The organism is Hymenobacter arizonensis (assembly GCF_900115775.1).
GTDB lineage: Bacteria > Bacteroidota > Bacteroidia > Cytophagales > Hymenobacteraceae > Hymenobacter > Hymenobacter arizonensis.
In genome coordinates this window covers 151,113-169,657 of sequence record NZ_FOXS01000001.1, presented here as the reverse complement: position 1 = coordinate 169,657, position 18,545 = coordinate 151,113, and the positions used below count along the sequence as shown (strand labels likewise).

20 protein-coding genes are annotated in these 18,545 nt (G+C 62.9%); 8 read left to right on the top strand and 12 right to left on the bottom strand.

Annotated features, from left to right (window positions below; genetic code table 11):
* Positions 1 to 28: 28 nt before the first annotated feature.
* The 3 genes from BMZ66_RS00770 to BMZ66_RS00760 form a co-directional block, all read right to left on the bottom strand.
* Entirely contained in the window at positions 29 to 1,051 is a 1,023-nt protein-coding gene (locus BMZ66_RS00770) for a vWA domain-containing protein (RefSeq protein WP_092668101.1), read from the bottom strand.
* 115 nt (positions 1,052 to 1,166) lie between these two features.
* Positions 1,167 to 1,973 (bottom strand): hypothetical protein, encoded by an 807-nt coding sequence (locus BMZ66_RS00765; RefSeq protein ID WP_143079997.1) that lies wholly within the window; start codon positions 1,971 to 1,973, stop codon positions 1,167 to 1,169.
* A 106-nt stretch (positions 1,974 to 2,079) separates the two neighbouring features.
* Complete coding sequence (locus tag BMZ66_RS00760; RefSeq protein ID WP_092668099.1) at positions 2,080 to 2,982, bottom strand: DUF58 domain-containing protein; 903 nt, start codon at positions 2,980 to 2,982, stop codon at positions 2,080 to 2,082.
* 37 nt (positions 2,983 to 3,019) lie between these two features.
* On the opposite strand from BMZ66_RS00760, the gene BMZ66_RS00755 reads away from it, so the two are divergent.
* Positions 3,020 to 3,472, top strand: a complete 453-nt coding sequence (locus tag BMZ66_RS00755) for a DUF4296 domain-containing protein (RefSeq protein WP_177204536.1) — start codon at positions 3,020 to 3,022, stop codon at positions 3,470 to 3,472.
* On the opposite strand, the gene BMZ66_RS00750 is transcribed toward BMZ66_RS00755, so the two are convergent.
* The 6 genes from BMZ66_RS00750 to egtB form a co-directional block, all read right to left on the bottom strand.
* The gene (locus BMZ66_RS00750; RefSeq protein WP_092668098.1) at positions 3,469 to 3,813 is read right to left on the bottom strand and encodes a tRNA-binding protein; all 345 of its coding nucleotides are present in this window, start codon (positions 3,811 to 3,813) and stop codon (positions 3,469 to 3,471) included. The two genes, BMZ66_RS00755 and BMZ66_RS00750, sit on opposite strands and share 4 nt — an antisense overlap.
* A gap of 30 nt (positions 3,814 to 3,843) precedes the next feature.
* Positions 3,844 to 4,434 carry a DUF922 domain-containing protein gene (locus tag BMZ66_RS00745; protein ID WP_177204535.1) on the bottom strand — a complete coding sequence of 197 codons (591 nt, stop codon included), beginning with the start codon at positions 4,432 to 4,434 and terminating at the stop codon, positions 3,844 to 3,846.
* Positions 4,435 to 4,555: 121 nt separating this feature from the next.
* A complete protein-coding gene (locus tag BMZ66_RS00740; protein WP_234794931.1) occupies positions 4,556 to 5,929 on the bottom strand; it encodes an MATE family efflux transporter in 1,374 nt (457 codons plus the stop codon).
* Positions 5,930 to 6,076: 147 nt separating this feature from the next.
* The gene (locus BMZ66_RS00735) at positions 6,077 to 7,198 is read right to left on the bottom strand and encodes a pyridoxal phosphate-dependent aminotransferase (protein ID WP_092668095.1); all 1,122 of its coding nucleotides are present in this window, start codon (positions 7,196 to 7,198) and stop codon (positions 6,077 to 6,079) included.
* Positions 7,199 to 7,315: 117 nt separating this feature from the next.
* The gene (egtD, locus tag BMZ66_RS00730; RefSeq protein ID WP_092668094.1) at positions 7,316 to 8,278 is read right to left on the bottom strand and encodes an L-histidine N(alpha)-methyltransferase; all 963 of its coding nucleotides are present in this window, start codon (positions 8,276 to 8,278) and stop codon (positions 7,316 to 7,318) included.
* Between the two features lie 122 nt (positions 8,279 to 8,400).
* A complete protein-coding gene (egtB, locus tag BMZ66_RS00725; RefSeq protein WP_092668093.1) occupies positions 8,401 to 9,711 on the bottom strand; it encodes an ergothioneine biosynthesis protein EgtB in 1,311 nt (436 codons plus the stop codon).
* Between the two features lie 267 nt (positions 9,712 to 9,978).
* Between egtB and BMZ66_RS00720 the strand changes: the two genes are divergently transcribed.
* From BMZ66_RS00720 to BMZ66_RS00705, 4 genes are all read left to right on the top strand, one after another.
* Positions 9,979 to 10,248 carry a KGG domain-containing protein gene (locus BMZ66_RS00720; protein ID WP_092668092.1) on the top strand — a complete coding sequence of 90 codons (270 nt, stop codon included), beginning with the start codon at positions 9,979 to 9,981 and terminating at the stop codon, positions 10,246 to 10,248.
* A 39-nt stretch (positions 10,249 to 10,287) separates the two neighbouring features.
* Positions 10,288 to 11,358, top strand: a complete 1,071-nt coding sequence (locus BMZ66_RS00715; RefSeq protein WP_092668091.1) for an o-succinylbenzoate synthase — start codon at positions 10,288 to 10,290, stop codon at positions 11,356 to 11,358.
* Positions 11,359 to 11,444: 86 nt separating this feature from the next.
* Positions 11,445 to 12,689, top strand: coding sequence for an aspartyl protease family protein (locus tag BMZ66_RS00710; RefSeq protein ID WP_177204534.1), 1,245 nt, complete (start codon positions 11,445 to 11,447; stop codon positions 12,687 to 12,689).
* 62 nt (positions 12,690 to 12,751) lie between these two features.
* Positions 12,752 to 13,132 (top strand): DUF423 domain-containing protein, encoded by a 381-nt coding sequence (locus BMZ66_RS00705; RefSeq protein WP_092668089.1) that lies wholly within the window; start codon positions 12,752 to 12,754, stop codon positions 13,130 to 13,132.
* 100 nt (positions 13,133 to 13,232) lie between these two features.
* Here BMZ66_RS00705 and BMZ66_RS00700 read toward each other — a convergent pair whose 3' ends face one another.
* The 3 genes from BMZ66_RS00700 to BMZ66_RS00690 form a co-directional block, all read right to left on the bottom strand.
* Complete coding sequence (locus tag BMZ66_RS00700; RefSeq protein ID WP_092668088.1) at positions 13,233 to 13,787, bottom strand: DUF1573 domain-containing protein; 555 nt, start codon at positions 13,785 to 13,787, stop codon at positions 13,233 to 13,235.
* Between the two features lie 227 nt (positions 13,788 to 14,014).
* On the bottom strand, positions 14,015 to 15,445 hold the full coding sequence (locus BMZ66_RS00695; protein WP_092668087.1) for an ATP-dependent DNA helicase: 1,431 nt from the start codon (positions 15,443 to 15,445) through the stop codon (positions 14,015 to 14,017).
* A 142-nt stretch (positions 15,446 to 15,587) separates the two neighbouring features.
* Positions 15,588 to 16,046, bottom strand: coding sequence for a PaaI family thioesterase (locus BMZ66_RS00690; RefSeq protein WP_234794930.1), 459 nt, complete (start codon positions 16,044 to 16,046; stop codon positions 15,588 to 15,590).
* 212 nt (positions 16,047 to 16,258) lie between these two features.
* Between BMZ66_RS00690 and BMZ66_RS00685 the strand changes: the two genes are divergently transcribed.
* The 3 genes from BMZ66_RS00685 (at position 16,259) to BMZ66_RS00675 (ending at position 18,501) form a co-directional block, all read left to right on the top strand.
* On the top strand, positions 16,259 to 16,852 hold the full coding sequence (locus BMZ66_RS00685; RefSeq protein WP_234794929.1) for a DUF4126 domain-containing protein: 594 nt from the start codon (positions 16,259 to 16,261) through the stop codon (positions 16,850 to 16,852).
* A 133-nt stretch (positions 16,853 to 16,985) separates the two neighbouring features.
* Positions 16,986 to 17,510: an NUDIX domain-containing protein gene (locus BMZ66_RS00680; protein WP_092668086.1), complete on the top strand. Its 525-nt coding sequence runs from the start codon at positions 16,986 to 16,988 to the stop codon at positions 17,508 to 17,510.
* Between the two features lie 136 nt (positions 17,511 to 17,646).
* Positions 17,647 to 18,501 (top strand): DUF3822 family protein, encoded by an 855-nt coding sequence (locus BMZ66_RS00675; protein ID WP_177204533.1) that lies wholly within the window; start codon positions 17,647 to 17,649, stop codon positions 18,499 to 18,501.
* Positions 18,502 to 18,545 lie beyond the last annotated feature (44 nt).

The window sequence follows — 18,545 nt, the reverse complement described above, 5'->3', positions numbered from 1 at the left end:
ATGATAATTGTGAATTGTTAGATGATTTTCAGTCTTCCAGCGGATTGCTCATGAAGGAGCTTTTCAGTACCAGCCAAAGCAACCACAGGCCGATGGAAAGCCAGAGGTAGGGCAGGTATAAATCCTTGGTATTGCGGTAGCGCAGCTGCTTGATTTCCGATTTTTCGAGCTGATTTATTTGCTTGAAAACTTCGCGCAAACCGGCCGTGTCGGTAGCCCGGAAAAACTGCCCGTCGGCCGCGGCGGCGAGCTGCCGCATGGTGGTTTCGTCGAGGCGGGTTTGCACGTAGCGGGGGCGGCCTTGCGCGTCCTTGCCGTAGGGCACGAAACCGTCTTGCCCCAGCCCGATGGTGTAGATGCGGATGCCGTAGGCGTGGGCCAGCTGGGCGGCCAGCTGGGGGTCGAGGCTGCCGGCGTTGCTTTCGCCGTCCGAAAGCAGAATGCAAACCCGCGAACGGGCCGTGGACTCGCGCAGCCGGTTGGTGGCCACGCCCAAGGCCGTGCCAATGGCGGTGCCGTCCTGCTTCATCATGCCGAAGCGGAGGCTGGCCAAGTGCTCGCGCAGCAGGTCGTAGTCGGTAGTGAGCGGGGCCAGCGAGTAGGCCTCGCCGGCAAAGGCCACCAGGGCCAGCCGGTCGCCGGCGCGGGAATTGACAAAATCGGTGGCAATGCGCTTGGCCGCTTCCAGGCGGTTGGGCAGCAGGTCCTGAATTTCCATGGAGCCCGACACGTCGATGGCCAGCACCAAGTCGATGCCGCGGCCGGATTGCTCCACCCGCTCGTCGGTGCGCTGGGGGCGCGCCAGGGCCACAATGGCAAAGCTGAGCGCCAGGCCCAGCACCACATCGGGCAGAAAGCGCAGGGCCGCAACCCAATCGCGCGGCGCGGCTCCGGGACCAAACGCCACCACTACCTGGGCCCGCCGCCGCGCCAGCACCCAGCGCAGCACAAACAGCAGCGGCACCGCCACAATAAGCAGCAGCAACCGCGGCTCTTGCCACTGATAGCTGGCCAGCGTAGAATAGCGCAGAAGGTTAAAAAAGTCGTTCAAAGCAACCGCGAAGGTAGGGTTGGGCCGTGAGCTGTGAGCGAACGCACACGCCCCAATGAGCAGCGCCGGGCCACTAGGGCCGCATCGGCCAGTTGCAGGCGACCGCGCGGCCTGCTCATTGGGTTACCGAAGCATAGCGGCGCTCGGCAAACCCGCGCAGGCGCTGAAAGGCGCGGTCAACCTCCTTGGCATCTTCGGTTTGCAAGTTGCCGTAAATCACTTTGTCGGTGGCGCTGAGGGCTTTGCGCACGTCCACGTCGTTTTCAAAGTAAGCCACAATCTCGCGGGTAGTGAAGGAGCTAAGCTCGCTGTTTTCGAGACCGGCGAGGTAGTTTTTCCAGAGCGCTACGGCCCGCTCCACGTTGGTGGCCGACCGCGACAAGTCAAACCGCTCGACGTGCCGGGCAAACTGCGCCAGAAAGTACCCGTGGTTTTTGCGCCGCTTATACGACTGGTAGCGCCGCGTGAGGCGCCGCCGAAACAACGTGGCGCCCCCCGCCAGCAGCAGCAGCACTCCCACGCCGCCAGCCAGCCAATACGGGTAATTGAAAACGGGCTCTACGGGCACTAGCGCCAGGTTTTGCCGCAGTTCGGGCAGGGCGCCGGCCGGCTGTGGCGGGGCCGTGCGCAGCAGGCGCACCCGGCTGGGCGCCGGCGCCACGCGGAGCGTATCGCGGCCCCGCAGCACCATCACGGGCAAGGCCAGCGTTTGCACCGAGTCGAGGCGGAAGGTGCGCAGGTGGTAGATGGTGCGGTCGAGGCTGCGGCCATTGCGCGTGCGGGTTGGAAAAAACGTTTTGCCCGTGTACTCAAAAGGCGCAAAGGCCGCCACCGAATCCGGGAATACCACCTCCAGGTCGGGGGCGTGGTCGTAGCGCAGCTCGTAGTCTATAGGCTCGCCAACTAGGACTGTCGATTTCAAGAAACGTCCTTGTGGTGCAGCCGGCAGGCCCGATTGCGCGGCCGCGCCGCTGCTCAAAAGCAGGCTCAGGGCCAGGCAGCCGGCCAAGCGGGTACTTGCGCTGCGCTTACCCACGGCGGCCGGACTGCTGGCGGTGACGAAACAGATTGACCAGCTGGGGCACGAAGTCGCCTTCGGTGCTCAGAGCCACAAACCCGGTGCGGGTACGGCGGCAAATATTGACCAGCTGGGCCTCCTGGGCATCGGCGGTGGCTTGCACCTGCGCCCGAAAGCCGGCTGAAGAGGTATTAACCCAACGCAGCTGCCCGGTCTCAGAATCGCGCAGGGGAATGATGCCCAGGGCCGGAAAGTCACGCTCGCGCGGAGCCAGCAGCTGCACCACAATCAGGTCGTGGCGCTGGGCGAGCATGGTCAGCTCGCGCTCGTAGCTGCCGTCGATGAAGTCCGATATCAGCACCACCAGCGTGCGGCGCTTGAGCAGGCCCAAGGCCTGCTTAATGCCCGCGCCCACGCCCGTGCGGCGCGACACTGGCTCCAGCGCAAAAAGCCGCTGAATGAGGGCGTACGCCGCGCGGGGCCCCTTGCCGGGGGGCAAATACATTTCCTTCTGGTCGGAAAAAGCAAACAAACCCAGCGCCGAGCCCTGCCGGGCGGCCGAGAGGGCCAATAGGCCGGCAATGTCGCGGCCCACGTCCAGCTTGCGGCGCTGGCCGTCACTAACGTCCAGCGAGCCGCTCACGTCGAGCAGCACCAACACCTGCTGCTCTTTCTCTTCCCGGTAGGTTTTCACAAAGGTGCCGTGGCCCTTGCTCGATACGGCCCAGTCGATGGCCCGCACCTCATCGCCGTACTGGTAGAGGCGCACATCGTCGGCCTCCAGGCCCGTGCCCTTGAACACGGAGTGGAAATCGCCCTGCAGCTGGGCCTCCACCGCCTTGCGGATGCGAATTTCGAGGTGGCGCAGGCGGCGCACCAGGGCGGTGAGGGCCGAAGGCACGGAGGGGTTCATGCAGGCGAAGCTACGGCTTGGGACTAACTTTGCGGCTGTGAAATCATTCTTTCGTCATTGTCTGGGGCTGGTGCTGGCCCCGCTGCTGCTGGCTTTGCCCGCCTGCCAGCGCCCCGAGGAGGCGCCCCAGCCCGCCGACTTAATCCCGCGGGAGAAGATGATACGCCTGCTCGCCGACCTGCACGTGCTCGAAGCCCGCGTGGAAAGCAGCCGCCTCCAGCCCGATTCGTCCCGGGCCCTGTTCTTGGCCGAGCACAAAAAACTGCTCATGCAAACCCAGGTCACGGACTCGGCTTTCCAGCGCAGCTACCGCTACTACGGCATCCACGGCAAGGACCTGGACGAGATATACAAAGCGGTAATCGACACGCTGGGCCGGCGGGAGCAAAAGCTGGATTCAGCCGCCGTCAAAAAAGCGCGGGTGGTTACCCCCGCTCCTGATTCCACTTCCAAGCCCGCTCTTCCTGCCGCTACTCCGCTAGCGCGCTAAACCAGGCGGCTGCCGTTGGGCACGGGGCCAGCCACGCTGGCCAGCACAATGTGCCCGTCGGCGTCGGCAAAACCGGTCACCAGCACTTCGGAGCGGAATTTCCCAATTTGCTTGGGCGGGAAGTTGACCACGGCCAGCACCTGGCGGCCCACCAGGGCTTCGGGCGTGTAGTGGTGGGTGATTTGCGCACTCGATTTTTTCCGGCCGATTTCGGGGCCAAAATCGACCAAAAGCTGATAGGCCGGGCGCCGGGCTTCGGGAAAAGGTCGCGCCTCCAGAATGGTGCCCACGCGCAGGTCCACGTGTTCGAATTCAGCCCAGGTCAGCGAGGGAATAAGCATAGGTAGGCGAAAGTAGGGCTAGCAGCTGCCTTACTGGGCAGGCAAGGCAAACGCCTCAAGCTGCGCCAGCCTGACCTGCGTTTGCTTTTCCCAATAGTCCTGGCGCACGGCGTTGAGGCCGTGGTTGGTTTCGGCATCGTAGCGGTTCTGCTCCCGGTCCCACTCGGCATAGATGCCTTTGGTGAGGTTGTTAAAGGCCGGCTGCAGTTTGGCACAGTCGACCTTAGCTTGAAACACCACCAGCTTTTGGCGCAGCAAACGGGCGTAGACCTCCGTCAGGTCAAAATGCAGCTGCTCGTGGCGCAGGAGCTGGGGCGTGTAGTTCTTGGGGTCCCGAAACCAGGAAGCGCTGGGGTCAAAAGTCGCCTTTACGGTGCCCGAGAACACAAAATCGCGGCAGGCGGCTCCTGCTTTAATGTCGGTGGTGGTGAGGGCGGCCAGCTTCTCGTAAGGCTTGGGGCGGCTCTGGAAGTCGGCCACGGTGAGCCGACGGTCTGCCGACCACAGAATGGGACCAGCCGGCGCGGGCGCCGCAGCCGGGGCAGCTTGCGCGGGCTTGGGAGCCGCTGGGCCTTGCAGTAGGCCAACGGCCACTAAAAAAGAGGTCAGGAAGGAAACCATAGCAGAGGAAGTGAGGACGGGATACCAGCCCACGGGTTGATTGGGCTGATTGAACATTACCGAGGCAACAAAAATTGCCTGGGCCACGCAATTTAATTGTTCCGCACCATTTCTCCTATATCTACACGGCTGCGGGCTCCTCAGCCGAAGCAGCCAGCGTGGCTGCAAACTCGGGCTCCGTCTCGCGCCGGAAGCGCTGGAGCAGCACTACGGCCACAATAGTGAGGCCTACGAGCAGCCCCGTCCACACGCCGGGCGCGCCCATGCCGAGCTTAAAGCCCAGAAAATATCCTAAAGGCAGCGCCACCGCCCAGTAAGCCAATAATGCCACCACCGATGGCACTTTAACATCTTCCAGCCCGCGCAAAGCGCCCAGGCCCACCACCTGCAGGCCATCGGAAACCTGAAATAATGCCGCCACCAGCAGTAGGGTACTGGCCTGCGCCACCACCTGCGGGTCGGTGATGTAGACGTACGGCACTATGTGGCGCGTCATAATCAGCAACGCCGCCATGACGCCCATGAACCCAAACGTGAGCCAATAAGCGGCAAACCCGGCCTGGCGGGCGCCCCCCAGGTTGCCCGACCCGCGCAGGTTACCCACCCGAATGGTGGCCGCAGCGGCAATGCCGCTGGCTGCCATATACGTCATGCTGGCCACGTCGATGGCCACTTTGTGGGCCGCCTCGGTGGTTACGCCCAGCCAACCGGCCATGAGCAGCGACAAGCCAAAGGCGCCCACTTCCAAGGCCATTTGCACGCCGATGGGCGCGCCCAGGTCGGCGGCCCGGCGAATGGTGGCCCCGGCAGGCAGCAGGCTGGTAACAGCCGCACGCTCTTCGCGCAGGCGTTTGGCGTTCAATACATATGCGGCCATGAAGGCTGCCATCATGCCCCGGGCAATGAGCGTGGCCCAGGCCGAGCCCATCATGCGCATTTCGGGCGCCCCCCACCGGCCGTACACAAACGCGTAGCAAAGCACCCCGTTCAGGCCGTTGGCAAGGATGGAAAGCCACATGGCCTGGCGCGTGAGGCCCAGCCCTGCGGCAAACTCCCGAAAGCCCTGAAACACCATGAGCGGAAACAGCGACAAGCTGATAACCTGCACCCAAGGGCCGGCCAGCCGCACTACTTCGGAGGGCTGCCCCAGCAGGTACAGCAACGACGGCAGCAGCTGGCCCAGCCCGGCCAGCACCAGCCCGGCCAGCGCGCTCATCCACACCGACGCCACCAGCAGGCGGCCCAGCTCGGGGAGGTCGCGGCGGCCATCGGCAGCGGCTACCAGCGGCACCGTGCCCATGCTCAGGCCAATGCCCAGCACCAGCAGCACGCTGGTGGTGCTCACCCCCACCCCTACCGCGGCCAGGGGCACTTTCCCAATGTGGCCGACCACCACCGAATCAACAAAATTTACCAGCACGTGGCCCAGCTGCGACAGCATGACCGGGTAAGCAAGCAGCAGCGTGGGACGCAGATGCGGACGAAGTTTTTCCAACTTAACAAACAAAATCAACCGGCCACCTAGCCGGCCACAAAGGTACGCGCGCCGGCTTGCGGGGCAGTGCCCGCAAGGGTCGTGGCCGCGGCTAAAACGAATTCCACAGACGCTGCCAGTCCGGGCTTTGTTCCCGGGCCCGTTTGCTTAGGCTACGGGCTGGACCAGCAAGCGCTGCATGCGGGCCAGAGCCTCCTGTAGGTCTGCTTCCGGCACCGCATAAGAAAGCCGCACGAAGCCCGGGGCCCCGCAAGTGGTCCCATCCACTACTTCCACCCCAGCAGCCTTCAGTTGCTGCACCAGCTGCGCCGACGCAGCGGCAGCGGGCAGCCCGGGTTTGAGCCAACGAGTGAAATCGGCAAACACGTAGTAGGTGCCCTCGGGCGCAACCACAGCGGGTGCATCGGGCAAACTGGCCAAGCCGTCCAGCAGCACTTGCCTGGTCGCTTTCAATTGCTCGCACAGCGCGCTGCTAATGGCCTCGGCCTGCTGGGTGGCGGCCAGGGCCGCTGCCTGCACCGGCACAGGTACGCCTGCCCCGGTGGCAAATATTCGGGCCGTTACCGCTTCGGCCAAAGCTACTGGCGCTACCAGGTGCCCGATTCCCCACCCGGCCAGCGCCAGTGATTTGGAAAAGCCGCTCACTACCACGTGACGCTGGTGCGGGTCGGGCAGGGCCAGCAGCGTGGGCACGGGTTCGGGGCCAAAGGAAATGCCTTCGTAAATCTCATCGCTGAGCACCCACAGGTCGGGGAAGTCCTGGGTTACGGCCAGCAGCTCGGTCCAATCTGCCCGGGAGTACACGCGGCCGGTGGGGTTGTTGGGGTTGCTGAGCAGCAGCAGCCGGGTGTTGGGCTGAAGAGCTGTTCGTAGCGTTTCGGGCGACAGCTCGTAGTTCGTGGCAGCGGCCAACGGTAGGTCGCGGAGGGTGCCGCCCGCCCGGCGCACCAGGTCCTGGAAGCCGAACCAGTTCGGAGTCGGCATCAGTACGTCATCGCCGGGTTGGAGCATTTCGCTGAGCAGGGCAAACAGGCCAGTTTTGGCTCCGGCCGTTACCACCACCTGCTCGGCGGTGACGGTGGCGCCGCGCCGCTGGTAGCGCTGGGCAAGGGCTTCGCGTAGTTCGGGCAGGCCGGCTGCCGGGCTCACGGCCAGTGGGGCGTTGTGCTGCTGCGCGGTGGCCAGTGCCTGGGTCGCGGCTTCGAGCGCTACGGGTGGAACTGCAAAATTGCCGTAGCCGGAGGCCAAACTGATGGGTACCGCTGCCATGGATAATACGCGTTTAGGCCTTCTTTCCGAGAAGGCGGTTAGTTCCAGCAAATATGCAGGCTGGCCCTCTGTCCTCCTTGGCAGGCCCGATGCACGGCTGAGGCGCCAGCTACCGCCTTATTCGTCTTGAGCGGCCAGCACCACATCGGCAAAGTCACCCGCCGCGTCGGTGAAAGATGCCACCACACGCAAGCCGACTTCGGCCGCCAGGGCCTCAATCTGAGGCAGGGTAAACTTGTAGGAGTTTTCGGTGTGAATGATTTCCCAGGCCGCGAAATCGATGGTTTCTTCCAGGGCTTCGATGTGCACTTTCTGGGCGCAAGTGCTCACCAGGTACGAGCGCACGGCCCCGTTCAGGGGGCTGTAGTCGGTGTAGTGCTCCCACTGGCTGAGGTCAAAATCGGCCCCCAGCTCACGGTTGAGGCGGGTGAGCAGGTTGAGGTTGAAAGCGGCCGTGACGCCCTGAGCATCGTCGTAGGCCGCGCGGATGCGGCGGGGGTCCTTCTGCAGGTCGAAGCCGATGAGCAGGCGGTCGGTGGGCGCCAGCGGAGCCGCCAGCTTGCGCAGAAAATCACGCCGGTCGGCCGGATGGAAATTGCCAATGTTGGAGCCGAGAAAGAGCACCGCTTTGCTGCCCGGGCGGGTGGGCAGCTGCGTGAGGGCTGTGGCGTAGTCCGATACCACGGGCACCACCCGCAGGGCGGGCAGCTCGCGGCCCAAGGCCTCCACCAGGCCGGTCATGGCGCCGGCCGAGATGTCGACGGGTGCGTAGATAAATTCCGTGTTGGCCTGGAGTAATTCGCGCAGCAGCAGCTTGGTTTTGGCTCCATCGCCCGCCCCCAGCTCTACCAAGGCAAACTCTCCGGCGCCTTCCGGGTGTAGCGCGGCGGCAATGGCTGGGCCGTGTTCCCGAAAGATGGAAAACTCGGCCCGGGTGGGGTAATACTCCGGCAGCTCCATGATTTGCTGAAACAGCCGGCTGCCCGCGTCGTCGTAGAAATACATAGACGACAGGGTTTTGGGCGTGCGCTGCAACCCTTCGGCTACGTGCTGGGCCAGCTCGGTGGCAGAAGCCTGCATAACAAGTGAACGGCTGGTATTCATATTAGCTGCCAGAGGCATGGGAAAGGCCCGAAAGCCTGGTTGAGTGGAATAATTGGCGCAGCCAGAAATCCGAAAAGGACTCTAATGCTCACCGAGCGCTAACGCGCCAGCCGAATGCCGGTAAACTGCCAGCGCTTGTCGGCGTGAAAAAAGTTACGGTAGCTGAGGCGGATGTGGTTCTCAGGAGTGGCACAGGAGCCGCCGCGCAGCACCAGCTGGTTCACCATGAACTTGCCGTTGTACTCGCCCAGGGCGCCCGCGGCGCGCTGGTAGCCTGGGTAGGCGTGGTAAGCCGAGTAGGTCCATTCCCAGCAGTCGCCGAGCAGCTGGTGGCACTGCGTGGGGTCGGCATCGGCGGGCAGGGGCTGCGGGTCTAGCAGGTTGCTTTCCAGCCAAGTGCCCTCGTCGGTGGTGGCCCCAAAGTAGCGGGCGGCGGTTTCCCATTCGGCTTCGGTGGGCAGGCGGGCGCCGGCCCAGTTGGCGTAGGCGTCGGCCTCGTAGAAGCTGATGTGCGTGACGGGCGCGGCGGGGTCAACGGGCTGCAGGCCGTTGTGCGTGAACCGGTGCCAGGCGCCTTCTTTCTGCACCCAGTACAGCGGCGCTTCCCAGCCTTCGGCCTGGGCCAGGTCCCAGCCCTCCCCCATCCAGTGGCGGAAGTCGCGGTAGCCACCTGCTTCTATAAAGGCTAGGTATTCTCCATTGATTACCAATCGGTTTTGCAGCTCGAACGGCGCCAGTAACACTTCGTGTGCCGCCAGCTCATTGTCGAAGCAAAACCCTTCCTCCTGAAACCCAATGCGGTGAATGCCGCCGGGCACTTGCAGGAAGGTGGCTGGCGGAATGGCACGTGCTGAGTTCTCGTGGCCGGCAGCCGATTTCTTATTGAGCGGGGTGTAAACCGGAGCCAGCGGACTGGTGCTGAGGATGTACTTAATATCGGTTGCCAGCAGCTCCTGGTGCTGCTGCTCGTGCTGCAGGCCTAGCTCCAGCAGCTCGAAGAAAGTAGCGGGCAGGTCTTCGGGCTCGGTTAGCAGGGCCGACAAGGCCGCATCAACGTGGGCACGGTAGGCCAGAACATCGGCCAGCGGCGGCCGGGAGAGTGTGCCGCGGTCGGCACGGTTCACGCGCGAGCCCAGGGAGTTGTAGTAGGAGTTGAACAGGTAGGCGTAGTCGGGGTGAAACACCTGGTAGCCGGGGGCGTACTCATTCAGCAGGAAGGTTTCCCAAAACCACGTGGTGTGGGCCAGGTGCCACTTGGGGGGGCTCACGTCGAGCATGGGCTGCACCACGGTGTCTTCGGGCAGTAGCGGCGCGCACAGGGCCTGGCTTTGGCTCCGCACCGCTTGGTAGCGGCTCAGCCAAGACTGCGTGAGGGCCGGGGCCACGGGGGAAGCATGAAGTTGAGACATAAGCACAGCAGAAAAGGTGACCATCTTCCTAACCGCGCTAGCACGCCCGAGGTTACGTTGGGCTAAAAACGCGCTTCTGTTACGCATCTACCGCAGGCGAAATTATAAACACGCAGAACGCGACAGTAAGTACGTAGAAGCTCTTCCGTAGAAAGTGGTATTTATGGGCATTTCGCGTCTAAATCACAACTAAATGAGGGGGTTATAGTAAGATTATCGCCGGTCAGACTTAGACTTGTATATACTTAACCTCCTTTCCAAAGTACTATGGCATCTTCAATTTCCAACATCGCCAATTCAGCAGCTGCGGCCGCCAAATCGTCCACTCGTCCTGCGAACCGCGTGGGAACCAAGAGCCGTCGTGGCTTCGCCGCCATGAGCCCCGAAACCCAGCGCCGCATCGCCAGCGAAGGCGGCAAGGCTTCGCACGCCAGTGGCCGTGGCCACCGCTTCTCGGCCGAAGAGGCCCGCGACGCCGGCCGCAAAGGAGGCTTGGTAAGCCGCCGCGGCAAGACCAACACCAGCAGCACCAAGTAGGGCACGGCCGGAGCACTGGCCGCCGCGCATCTTTGCGGCATGCTCCGTCTCCGCTTCACTCAACACGCGCTGCGTTTCAACTTCCCCGCCCGTACCTCGCGCGGGGCCCTGGCCGAACACGTGGCCTGGTACCTGCACCTCCACGACCCCGCCTACCCCGCGGTCGTTGGCATCGGCGAAGCTGCGCCCCTGGCCGGTCTCAGCCTCGACTACACCCCTGCCTTTCCCGACGCAATAGCCCGGCTTTGCGAACGGTTCAATGCCGGAGCTTTTGCCACCTTCCCGGTGGCCGATGCTCCGGCATTTGTGGGTTTGGGCTACCCGTCGCTGGTGTTTGCTCTCGAAACCGCCCTCCTCGACCTGGCGCGGGGCGGCCACCGGCAGCTGTACCCCAACGCTTTCAGCCGGGGTGCTGAAGCGCTGCCCATCAACGGCCTGGTCTGGATGGGCGATGCGCCCTTCATGCGCGAGCAGATTCAGCAAAAGCTGGCCGCCGGCTACTCCTGCCTGAAGCTCAAAATTGGCAGCCTGGACTTTGCCACGGAGCTAGCGCTGCTGGCCGAAATCCGGACTGTAGCGGGCCCCGAGCAACTTATTCTAAGGGTAGATGCCAACGGGGCCTTCGCTCCGGCCGAGGCCCCGGCCAAGCTTGAACAGCTGGCCGCGTTCCACGTGCACTCCATCGAGCAGCCCATTGCCGCGGGGCAACGGCCGGCCCTGGCGGCGCTCTGCCGCTCCTCGCCCATTCCCATTGCCCTCGACGAGGAGCTGATTGGCGTGACCGACCCGGCCGAGCAGGCCGCCTTGCTCGACGAAGTTCGGCCGGCCTACATTGTGCTCAAGCCCACGCTGCTGGGCGGCCACGCTGCTACCCGCCATTGGATTGCCCTGGCCGAGGCGCGAAAAATTGGCTGGTGGATAACCTCGGCCCTTGAGTCCAACATTGGGCTCAACGCCGTGGCCCAGCTCACGGGCGAATACGACGTGCAGGGCTTTGCCCAGGGCCTGGGCACGGGCCAGCTCTACCACAACAATATTGCCGCGCCGCTGTCTATCGAACGCGGCGCGTTGCGCTTCGACCCCGACGGGCCCTGGGAAAGCCCAACGTAATGCGACCCTGCTAGGTAAAGGCGCGTCATATTCGCTTAATTTACCGCTCGTGTAAGGCGTGTATTACTATGGGTGTCTTGCGTTTTATGTGTCTGCTGTTATTCCTGAGCATTTGCTGGGATGGCGCGGCCGTGCACGCTCAGACGCCCGACGCCACTGCCCCGTTCACTTTCCTGAAAGCGGGCCGCAACAAGGCCCGCGTGCCGGTTAAGCTGCATCGCAACCTGCTGGTCATTAGCGCCACGCTAAACGGGCTTGGCCCATTTAATTTTTTGCTCGATACCGGCGTCGGCACGTCCATCATCACAAAGTCGGCACTTGGCGATTCCCTGGGGCTGCGCAAAGGGCAGTTGTTTCGGGTGGTGGGCGCGGGCGGCGCCCAAACAGGTTTGCTGGCTTACCAAACCGACAGCGTGCGCGTGCAGATAGCCGGCGTGGTGGCGCCGCACATGACGTGGCTGGTGCTATCTGAAGACGTGCTGAACCTGTCCGGCTACATTGGGGTGCCCATTCACGGCATTTTGGGCTCCGAGCTGTTTCGCAGCTTCGTAGTCACTCTGCAGTCCGAAGATGGGAACATGCTGTTGGAGAACCCGGCCACGTACCGCACGCCCCGCGGCGGGCGGTGGTCGTCGGTGCCGCTCATGCTCCAAAACAACAAGGCTTATATCACGGCCACCGTGCAAATCACCGATTCGCTGACGCTGCCCCTGAAGCTGGTGCTCGACACGGGCGCCAGCCACGCGCTGTCGCTTGAGCTCGACTCGGACCCGCGGCTGGTGGCGCCCGCCAAGCGCTTGTCGGCCGACCTGGGCCGGGGCCTCACGGGGCTGGTGCAGGGCTACCTGGGACGCGTGGCCAACATGAAGCTGGGCCGCTACGCCCTGCGCTCCGTGCTTACCTCCTACCCCAACGCGGCCGACGTGCACCGCCGGGTCGACGTGCCCCGCAACGGCAACGTGGGGTATGAGCTGCTGAAACGCTTTTCGATGGTAGTTGACTACCCGCACCAGCGCCTGCTGCTGCGGCCCAATCCGAAGTTTCGGGACCCTTTCGAGCACGACATGTGCGGCATCGAGCTGCTGGCCACCGGCCCCGATTTTCGGCGCTACTTGGTGTTGCGCGTCATGCCCGGCTCGCCGGCCGCCGCCGCGGGCCTGCAAGTCGACGACGAGTTGTTGAGCATCAATTTCCTGCCCGCCAGCTCCTTCAGCCTCACCCAGCTCGACCGCATGCTGCACTCCGAAGACGGCCGCACCTTGCTCATGATACTGCGCCGGGCCGATGGCAACCTGCACTCGGCCGCCGTGCGCCTCAAGCGGCAAATCTGAGGGCAGCCCCGCCCCCTGGGCCGTACCTTCGCGCCATTCGTTCTTTTTACCCCAACTCGTACATGACTGCTCGTCTTCTCCTTCAACTTACGGCCCTGCTGGGGGGGCTGGGCGTGGCCATCGGGGCGTTTGGCGCCCACGCCCTGCGCGAATCCCTGACCAAGGCCGGCCGCCTCGACACCTTCGAAACCGCCGTGCGCTACCAGTTTTACCACGTGCTGGCCTTGCTCGCCATTGGGGTGCTGTGGGCCGTGCGCCCCGAGCTGCGGGCGCTAGGCCTCACGGGCTGGCTGTGGCTGGGCGGCATCGTTGTTTTCAGTGGCTCGCTCTACGCCTTGTGCTTCACGGGCATTACCAAGCTCGGGGCCGTGGCGCCCGTGGGAGGCCTGCTGCTGATGGCCGGCTGGGTGAGCCTGATATTGGCTCTGCGCAAGCTGGGCTAGCCGGGTCCTTGTTACCAAGTGTTGGCCAAGGGTGCTGCTAAACAAAAAAGGCCATTCGCTCGCGCGAATGGCCTTTTTTGGGTTCAGGTGCTTCAGGGAATTACTTCACTTTGGCTTTAAATTTAGCGTCGGAGGTCTTCTCCTTTACTTTCTTGCTGTCGCCTTTGGCAGTGCCGGCGTCGGCCATGGCCGAACCGTTGGCGTCTACGCGCGTGCTGCTGGTGGCGCTGGTAGCAGCCGATGCTTCTTTCACTTCACCAACCAACGATACCGTGGCGCTGCCAGCGGGGGCGTTCGACTCTACGGTCAGCACTTTGTTCTGCATGCCCAACTTACCAGCCGTGTTGAAGTGGGCGGTGATGCTGCCGGTTTTGCCGGGCATTACCGGCGTCTTGGTCCACTCTGGAGTGGTGCAGCCGCAGCTCACGCCAATGTTGGAAATGACGAGCGGAGCCGTACCGGTGTTCTTAAACTTGAAGGTATGGTCAACCACCGCGCCCTGGGCCACGGAACCGAAGTCGAACTTCGACTCTTCGAAGACGATGGCGGGGCCGGCAACCGGGCCAACCGCTTTGGTGGCAGACTGGACAGCCTGGGCCTGGGCAGTATAGGCGGCGGCGGTCAGGCTAAGGGCGAGGAGCAAGGTTTTTTTCATGGGGAAGGTATGGATGAGATTGAAAGAGCTTTCGCTTGAAGATGCTGGGTTTAACAAATTTACTCGATTTAAGTCACCAGGCAAATTTACTACCAAACTACCCGAGGGGTCTGAAACCAGCCAGAAAGTCCTCCCTAACCAAGGCGTTAGGTTTTAAATTCTTCTTCATAGAAAAATTTGCGTGCCGCCCTTGCCAGCAGAGGCCGCATGAGCGACAGCTGCGGGCTTTAATCCGGCTCAACAGCGTCGCTAAGCAGCTTGGCCTGAAAATTCAACAAAAACAGCCGCTCCGACGCCCGCGTGATGGCCGTATAGAGCCAGCGCGCAAACTCGCCCGCTAGCGGCTCGTCGGGCTTCAGGAAGCCGTGGTCGACAAACACGGCCTGCCACTGCCCGCCCTGCGCTTTGTGGCAGGTGAGGGCGTAGGCAAACTTCACCTGCAGCGCGTTCAGATACGGGTCTTTGCGCATTTCCTTGTAGCGCTCGGCCTTGGTTTTGAGGTGGGCATAGTCCTCGCTCACGGCCATGTAAAGGGCGTTGTTGCGGTCAGAAGGCAGGGCCGGGCTCTCGGTGTGCAGGGTGTCGAGCAGCAGCTTGACTTCGATTTGGGGCTCGTCGGGATAATCGACGAGCCGAACCTGGGCCTGGGCAAAATGGAAACCGTAGACCTCCTCGCGCCGGATAATCTTGGTGATTTCCAGAAAGTCGCCGTTGGCCAAAAAGCCGATTTCCGACTCTTTGGGCAGCCAGAAGTAGTTGTTGCGCACCACCATGAGGTAGTCGCCGCCTTCAATCTCCTCCTCGGCATCGAACAGCGCCCGCCGAATCAGCTGGTTGTACTGGTTGGCGTTGCGGTTGGAGCGGCAGATGATGGTGGTGTTCTCGTGCCCGAAGTTGCGGTAGGCCCAGCGCAGGCCGTCTTCCAGCTTGTCGCCGCCCATCTTAAAAATGTCGCCAAAGCCCTTGGTGTGCAGCTGAATGTTAGGAGCTTCCTCACGCAGCTCTTCGCGCAGCTCCGTGGCGTTCACCAGAATACCCGATTCCTGGGCCTGGCGCATTACCTGGCGCAGCTCCACGCTGCCCACGTGTGCCCGGAAGCGGTGGGCCAGCAGCTCGGGGTCGAGGGCGGGGCTCAGGAGCTGGCCCACCGGCGGCAGCTGCGCCGTGTCGCCGATGAGCAATAGCTTGTTGCTCGTTTTCTCAAACACAAAGCCCATCAAATCGTCGAGCAGGCCGCTTTCGCCAAAGGCTTTCTCGTCCGATATCATCGAGGCCTCGTCCACGATGTACAGGGTTTGTTCGGCGCGGTTGGGCTGGCGCTGGAAGTTGAGCCGCTCGGAGGGCGAGCCAGAGGTTTGGCGGTAGATTTTTTTGTGAATGGTGCTGGCGGCCACACCCGCATAGCCGGCCATTACCTTGGCGGCGCGGCCGGTGGGGGCCATCAGGGTGTAGCGGCGCTGCAGCTTGTGCAGCCACTGCACCAAGGCACTCACCACGGTGGTTTTGCCAGTGCCCGCGTAGCCGCGCAGCACAAACACCTTACGCCCCGGCAGGTCGTCTTTAAGAAACGCGTCGAGTTGCGTGAAGAGCAGGGCCTGGTCGTCGGTGGGCTCGTAAGGGAAATAGTCCCGAACGGAGGGAGTGCGGAGTTTTAACATAGATATTGAATAAGCTGCTTTCCGCTCAGCATTAGAAACGGAATTGCAACTGCTGGAAAGACGGATTCCAGGTTGTTTCTATCAACATAAGCCGAGGCGTAAACGTCCGCTCAACTAATGGTTCACGCAAGGATTTTTCCAGCTATTGCTGGGGCTCAATCGCCACCATTGTAGCGCTGGCCTTGGCAATGAGTAGGTCGTCGCACCACACTTCGGCCTCGCAGAACTGCAGCCGCCGCCCGGCTTTCAACACCCAACCTATGGCTTTTAATTTCTGGCCAACGCCGGGGTGCAGGTAAGAAATTTTTAAGTCGGAGGTTACCAGGCCGTAATCATCGGGAATGAGGGTGACCCCGGCGAACCCAGCCACCAAATCGGCCATCGTGGCAATGAGGCCGCCGTGGGCAAAGCCGCGCTGCTGCTGGTGCTGCTCGGCCAGGTCCAGCTCGGCCTCCACGCGGCCGGGGGTTATCACGGTCAAATCGGCGCCGATGAGGTGCATGAAGCGCTGGCGCGTGAGCTTGCGGCGGATGCGGGCTTCGAGGTCGTTGGGTACGGTTGCGGCTGCCGAATCAGGGGCAGAATCAGGAGTGAAAGACACTGGAATTCTTTATGTTTGATAGCCAGCGTGGCTGAAACCACGTCCGGCGCTGGGTTATGTACTAAGATATACTTTGGGTCCTAGCCAAGAACTTCTTATTGCTTCAACACCGCGTTTTGAGGCATTGGAGCCGGTTTGGGCCCGCTGTGTCAAAGGTACTGGCTTGGCGGCGGGCCCTGCTTATTTCCTCATTTTTTAGCCTTCCCGACCCAATGGACGAATTGCCGGCAATGCAGTACTTCGTGGCGGGTGCCCTGGGCCTTGGCTTGGCAGCGTGCAGCGGCTTTCGGGTGTTTATGCCGCTGCTGGCGGCCAGCCTGGCCTACCATTTCGGCTACCTCACGCCTGCGGCCGGGTTTGTTTGGCTGGGCAGCTGGGCCGCGCTGCTCACGCTGGCCGCCGCCACGCTGGTAGAAATAGTTGGCTATTACGTTCCGGTGGTCGACCATTTGCTCGACACCCTCACCACGCCGGCTTCTTTTATTGCGGGCACCATTCTCATGACCTCGGCCCTCCCCCACCTCGACCCCACCCTGCGCTGGACGCTGGGCGTGCTGGTGGGCGGCGGCACGGCGGGCCTGGTCCAAACGGCCACGGCCTTGCTGCGCGGCGCCTCCACCGCTACCACCGGGGGCTTGGGCAACCCCGTGCTGGCGACGGCCGAAAATGCGTTGGCCGTGGGCGGCGTGGCCTTTACGCTGTTGCTGCCGCTGATAGCAGCCGGCGTTGCGCTGCTCTTCATTGTGTTCATCCTTAGCCAGCTGGGGCGCTGGCGCGCCCGGCGTCGCAGCCAAGCCCGACAATAAGCCGGGGTTGGCCGCACCCTGGCTTGGGGACTTTTCTTTTTTGGGGCGAAGAAAAACAATGTCCCAAATACCGCGTTAGTCGTACATCCCCGCCCGCTTTCCTTCGGTGAGGTCCGGTTTTCCACGACGCTCAATGCCCAATCTGCCCAAATCCAAGAGTATTCCCCCCGATGCCTTGCTCCAGGCCTACGCCGGTAAGGTGCGGGTCAGGGTCGGGGGACTGTTGCTGCGCGACGGCGCCATTCTGCTGGCGGCCCACCGCGGCTTATTGCCCCAGGAAGCGCCGTTTTGGTCGCCGCCGGGCGGTGGCTGGCAATTCGGCGAGAGCATTCACGCCGCGCTGGTACGGGAGTTTCAGGAGGAAACCGGCCTGGAGGTGCAGATAGGTCGCTTTCTCCATCTGCACGAATTTAGCACCGACAAGTTGCAGGCTCTGGAGCTCTTTTTTGAGGTAGTGGCCCCCGAAGGAGCTCTCCCCCAGCTCGGCCACGACCCCGAACACACCTCCGACCAACAGCTGCTGACGGAACTGGCCTGGTTCACCCCACGCCAGCTGCTGCAACTGCCTCCCGCCCAAGTGCATCCGGTGCTGCGCATGGTGCTCAGCCTCGACGATATTTTTGTGCCGCAAACCCGGTTTGTGGAGCTGCGCGGCTAAGATGGTCCAGCAAATTGCTGGAGCCGCGACGCGAGCTAAATTTCTTCCTGCTCCTTCTTCCTGAAGCAAAGCGTTATCTTTAGCCCCGGCCACTGGGCCTGTTTAGCTTCGATTCGTGCCTGCTTCCGCTGCTTCTTTGTCTTCTGTCCCCACGGCTACGCCCTCGTTTCTGCTGCGCTTGCGCGACGAGACGTTTGACCCCGCCAATCCCGCTGCCTACAACCTATACCTGCTGGCAGGCCCGGCCCGCCTGTACCTGGCCGTGGCCGATGTGGAGCGGGGAAAGTTTGTTGCGCTGGAAGAATACGCGCTGACCGCGGGCGGCGTGCCCGCCCTGGCCGCCCAGCACGATTTCCTGGGCCTGCGCGGCTGGAACGCCGTGCGCCTGGCCGTGACGGGCCGGGCCTTCACGCTGCTGCCCGCCACCCTTTTCCGGCCCGGCGATGAAGCCACGGCCCTGCGCCTGCACCACACCCCCACGCCGGCCGAAACCGTGCGCCACACCACCCACCCCGGCCTGGAGCTGGTGAATGTATTTGCCGCCGACACGGCCCTCACCGACTGGCTGGCCAGCACCCACGGTGCCACCGGCCGGCTGCTTCACCACACCAGCGCGCTGCTGGCCGGGCTGGTGCACCAGCGCGGGGCCGCCGCGCCCCGCCGCCTCTATCTAAACCCTGGCCAGCAAGAGCTGACGCTGGTGGTGATGGGCCAGCAACTGGAATACTGCAACGTGTTTTCCTGCACCACCGCCGAAGACGTCGTTTACTACACCATCCTCGTCATGCAGGAGTTGAGTCTCGACCCCGACCAGGACGAAGTGACCGTGTGGGGCGAGCTCACCCCCGACTCGGCCGTTTTTGGCCTGTTGCGCACCTACGTGCGCAACGTTAGGTTTGGCCCCCGGCCCGGCAACGTGCACTACAGCTACCGCCTCAACGACGTGTTTGAATACCGGTACTTCGACCTGTTCAGCCTGCACTTCTGCTAGTTATTTATCAGCTGTAAATCATGAGTTGTGTATGACTTCCCGCT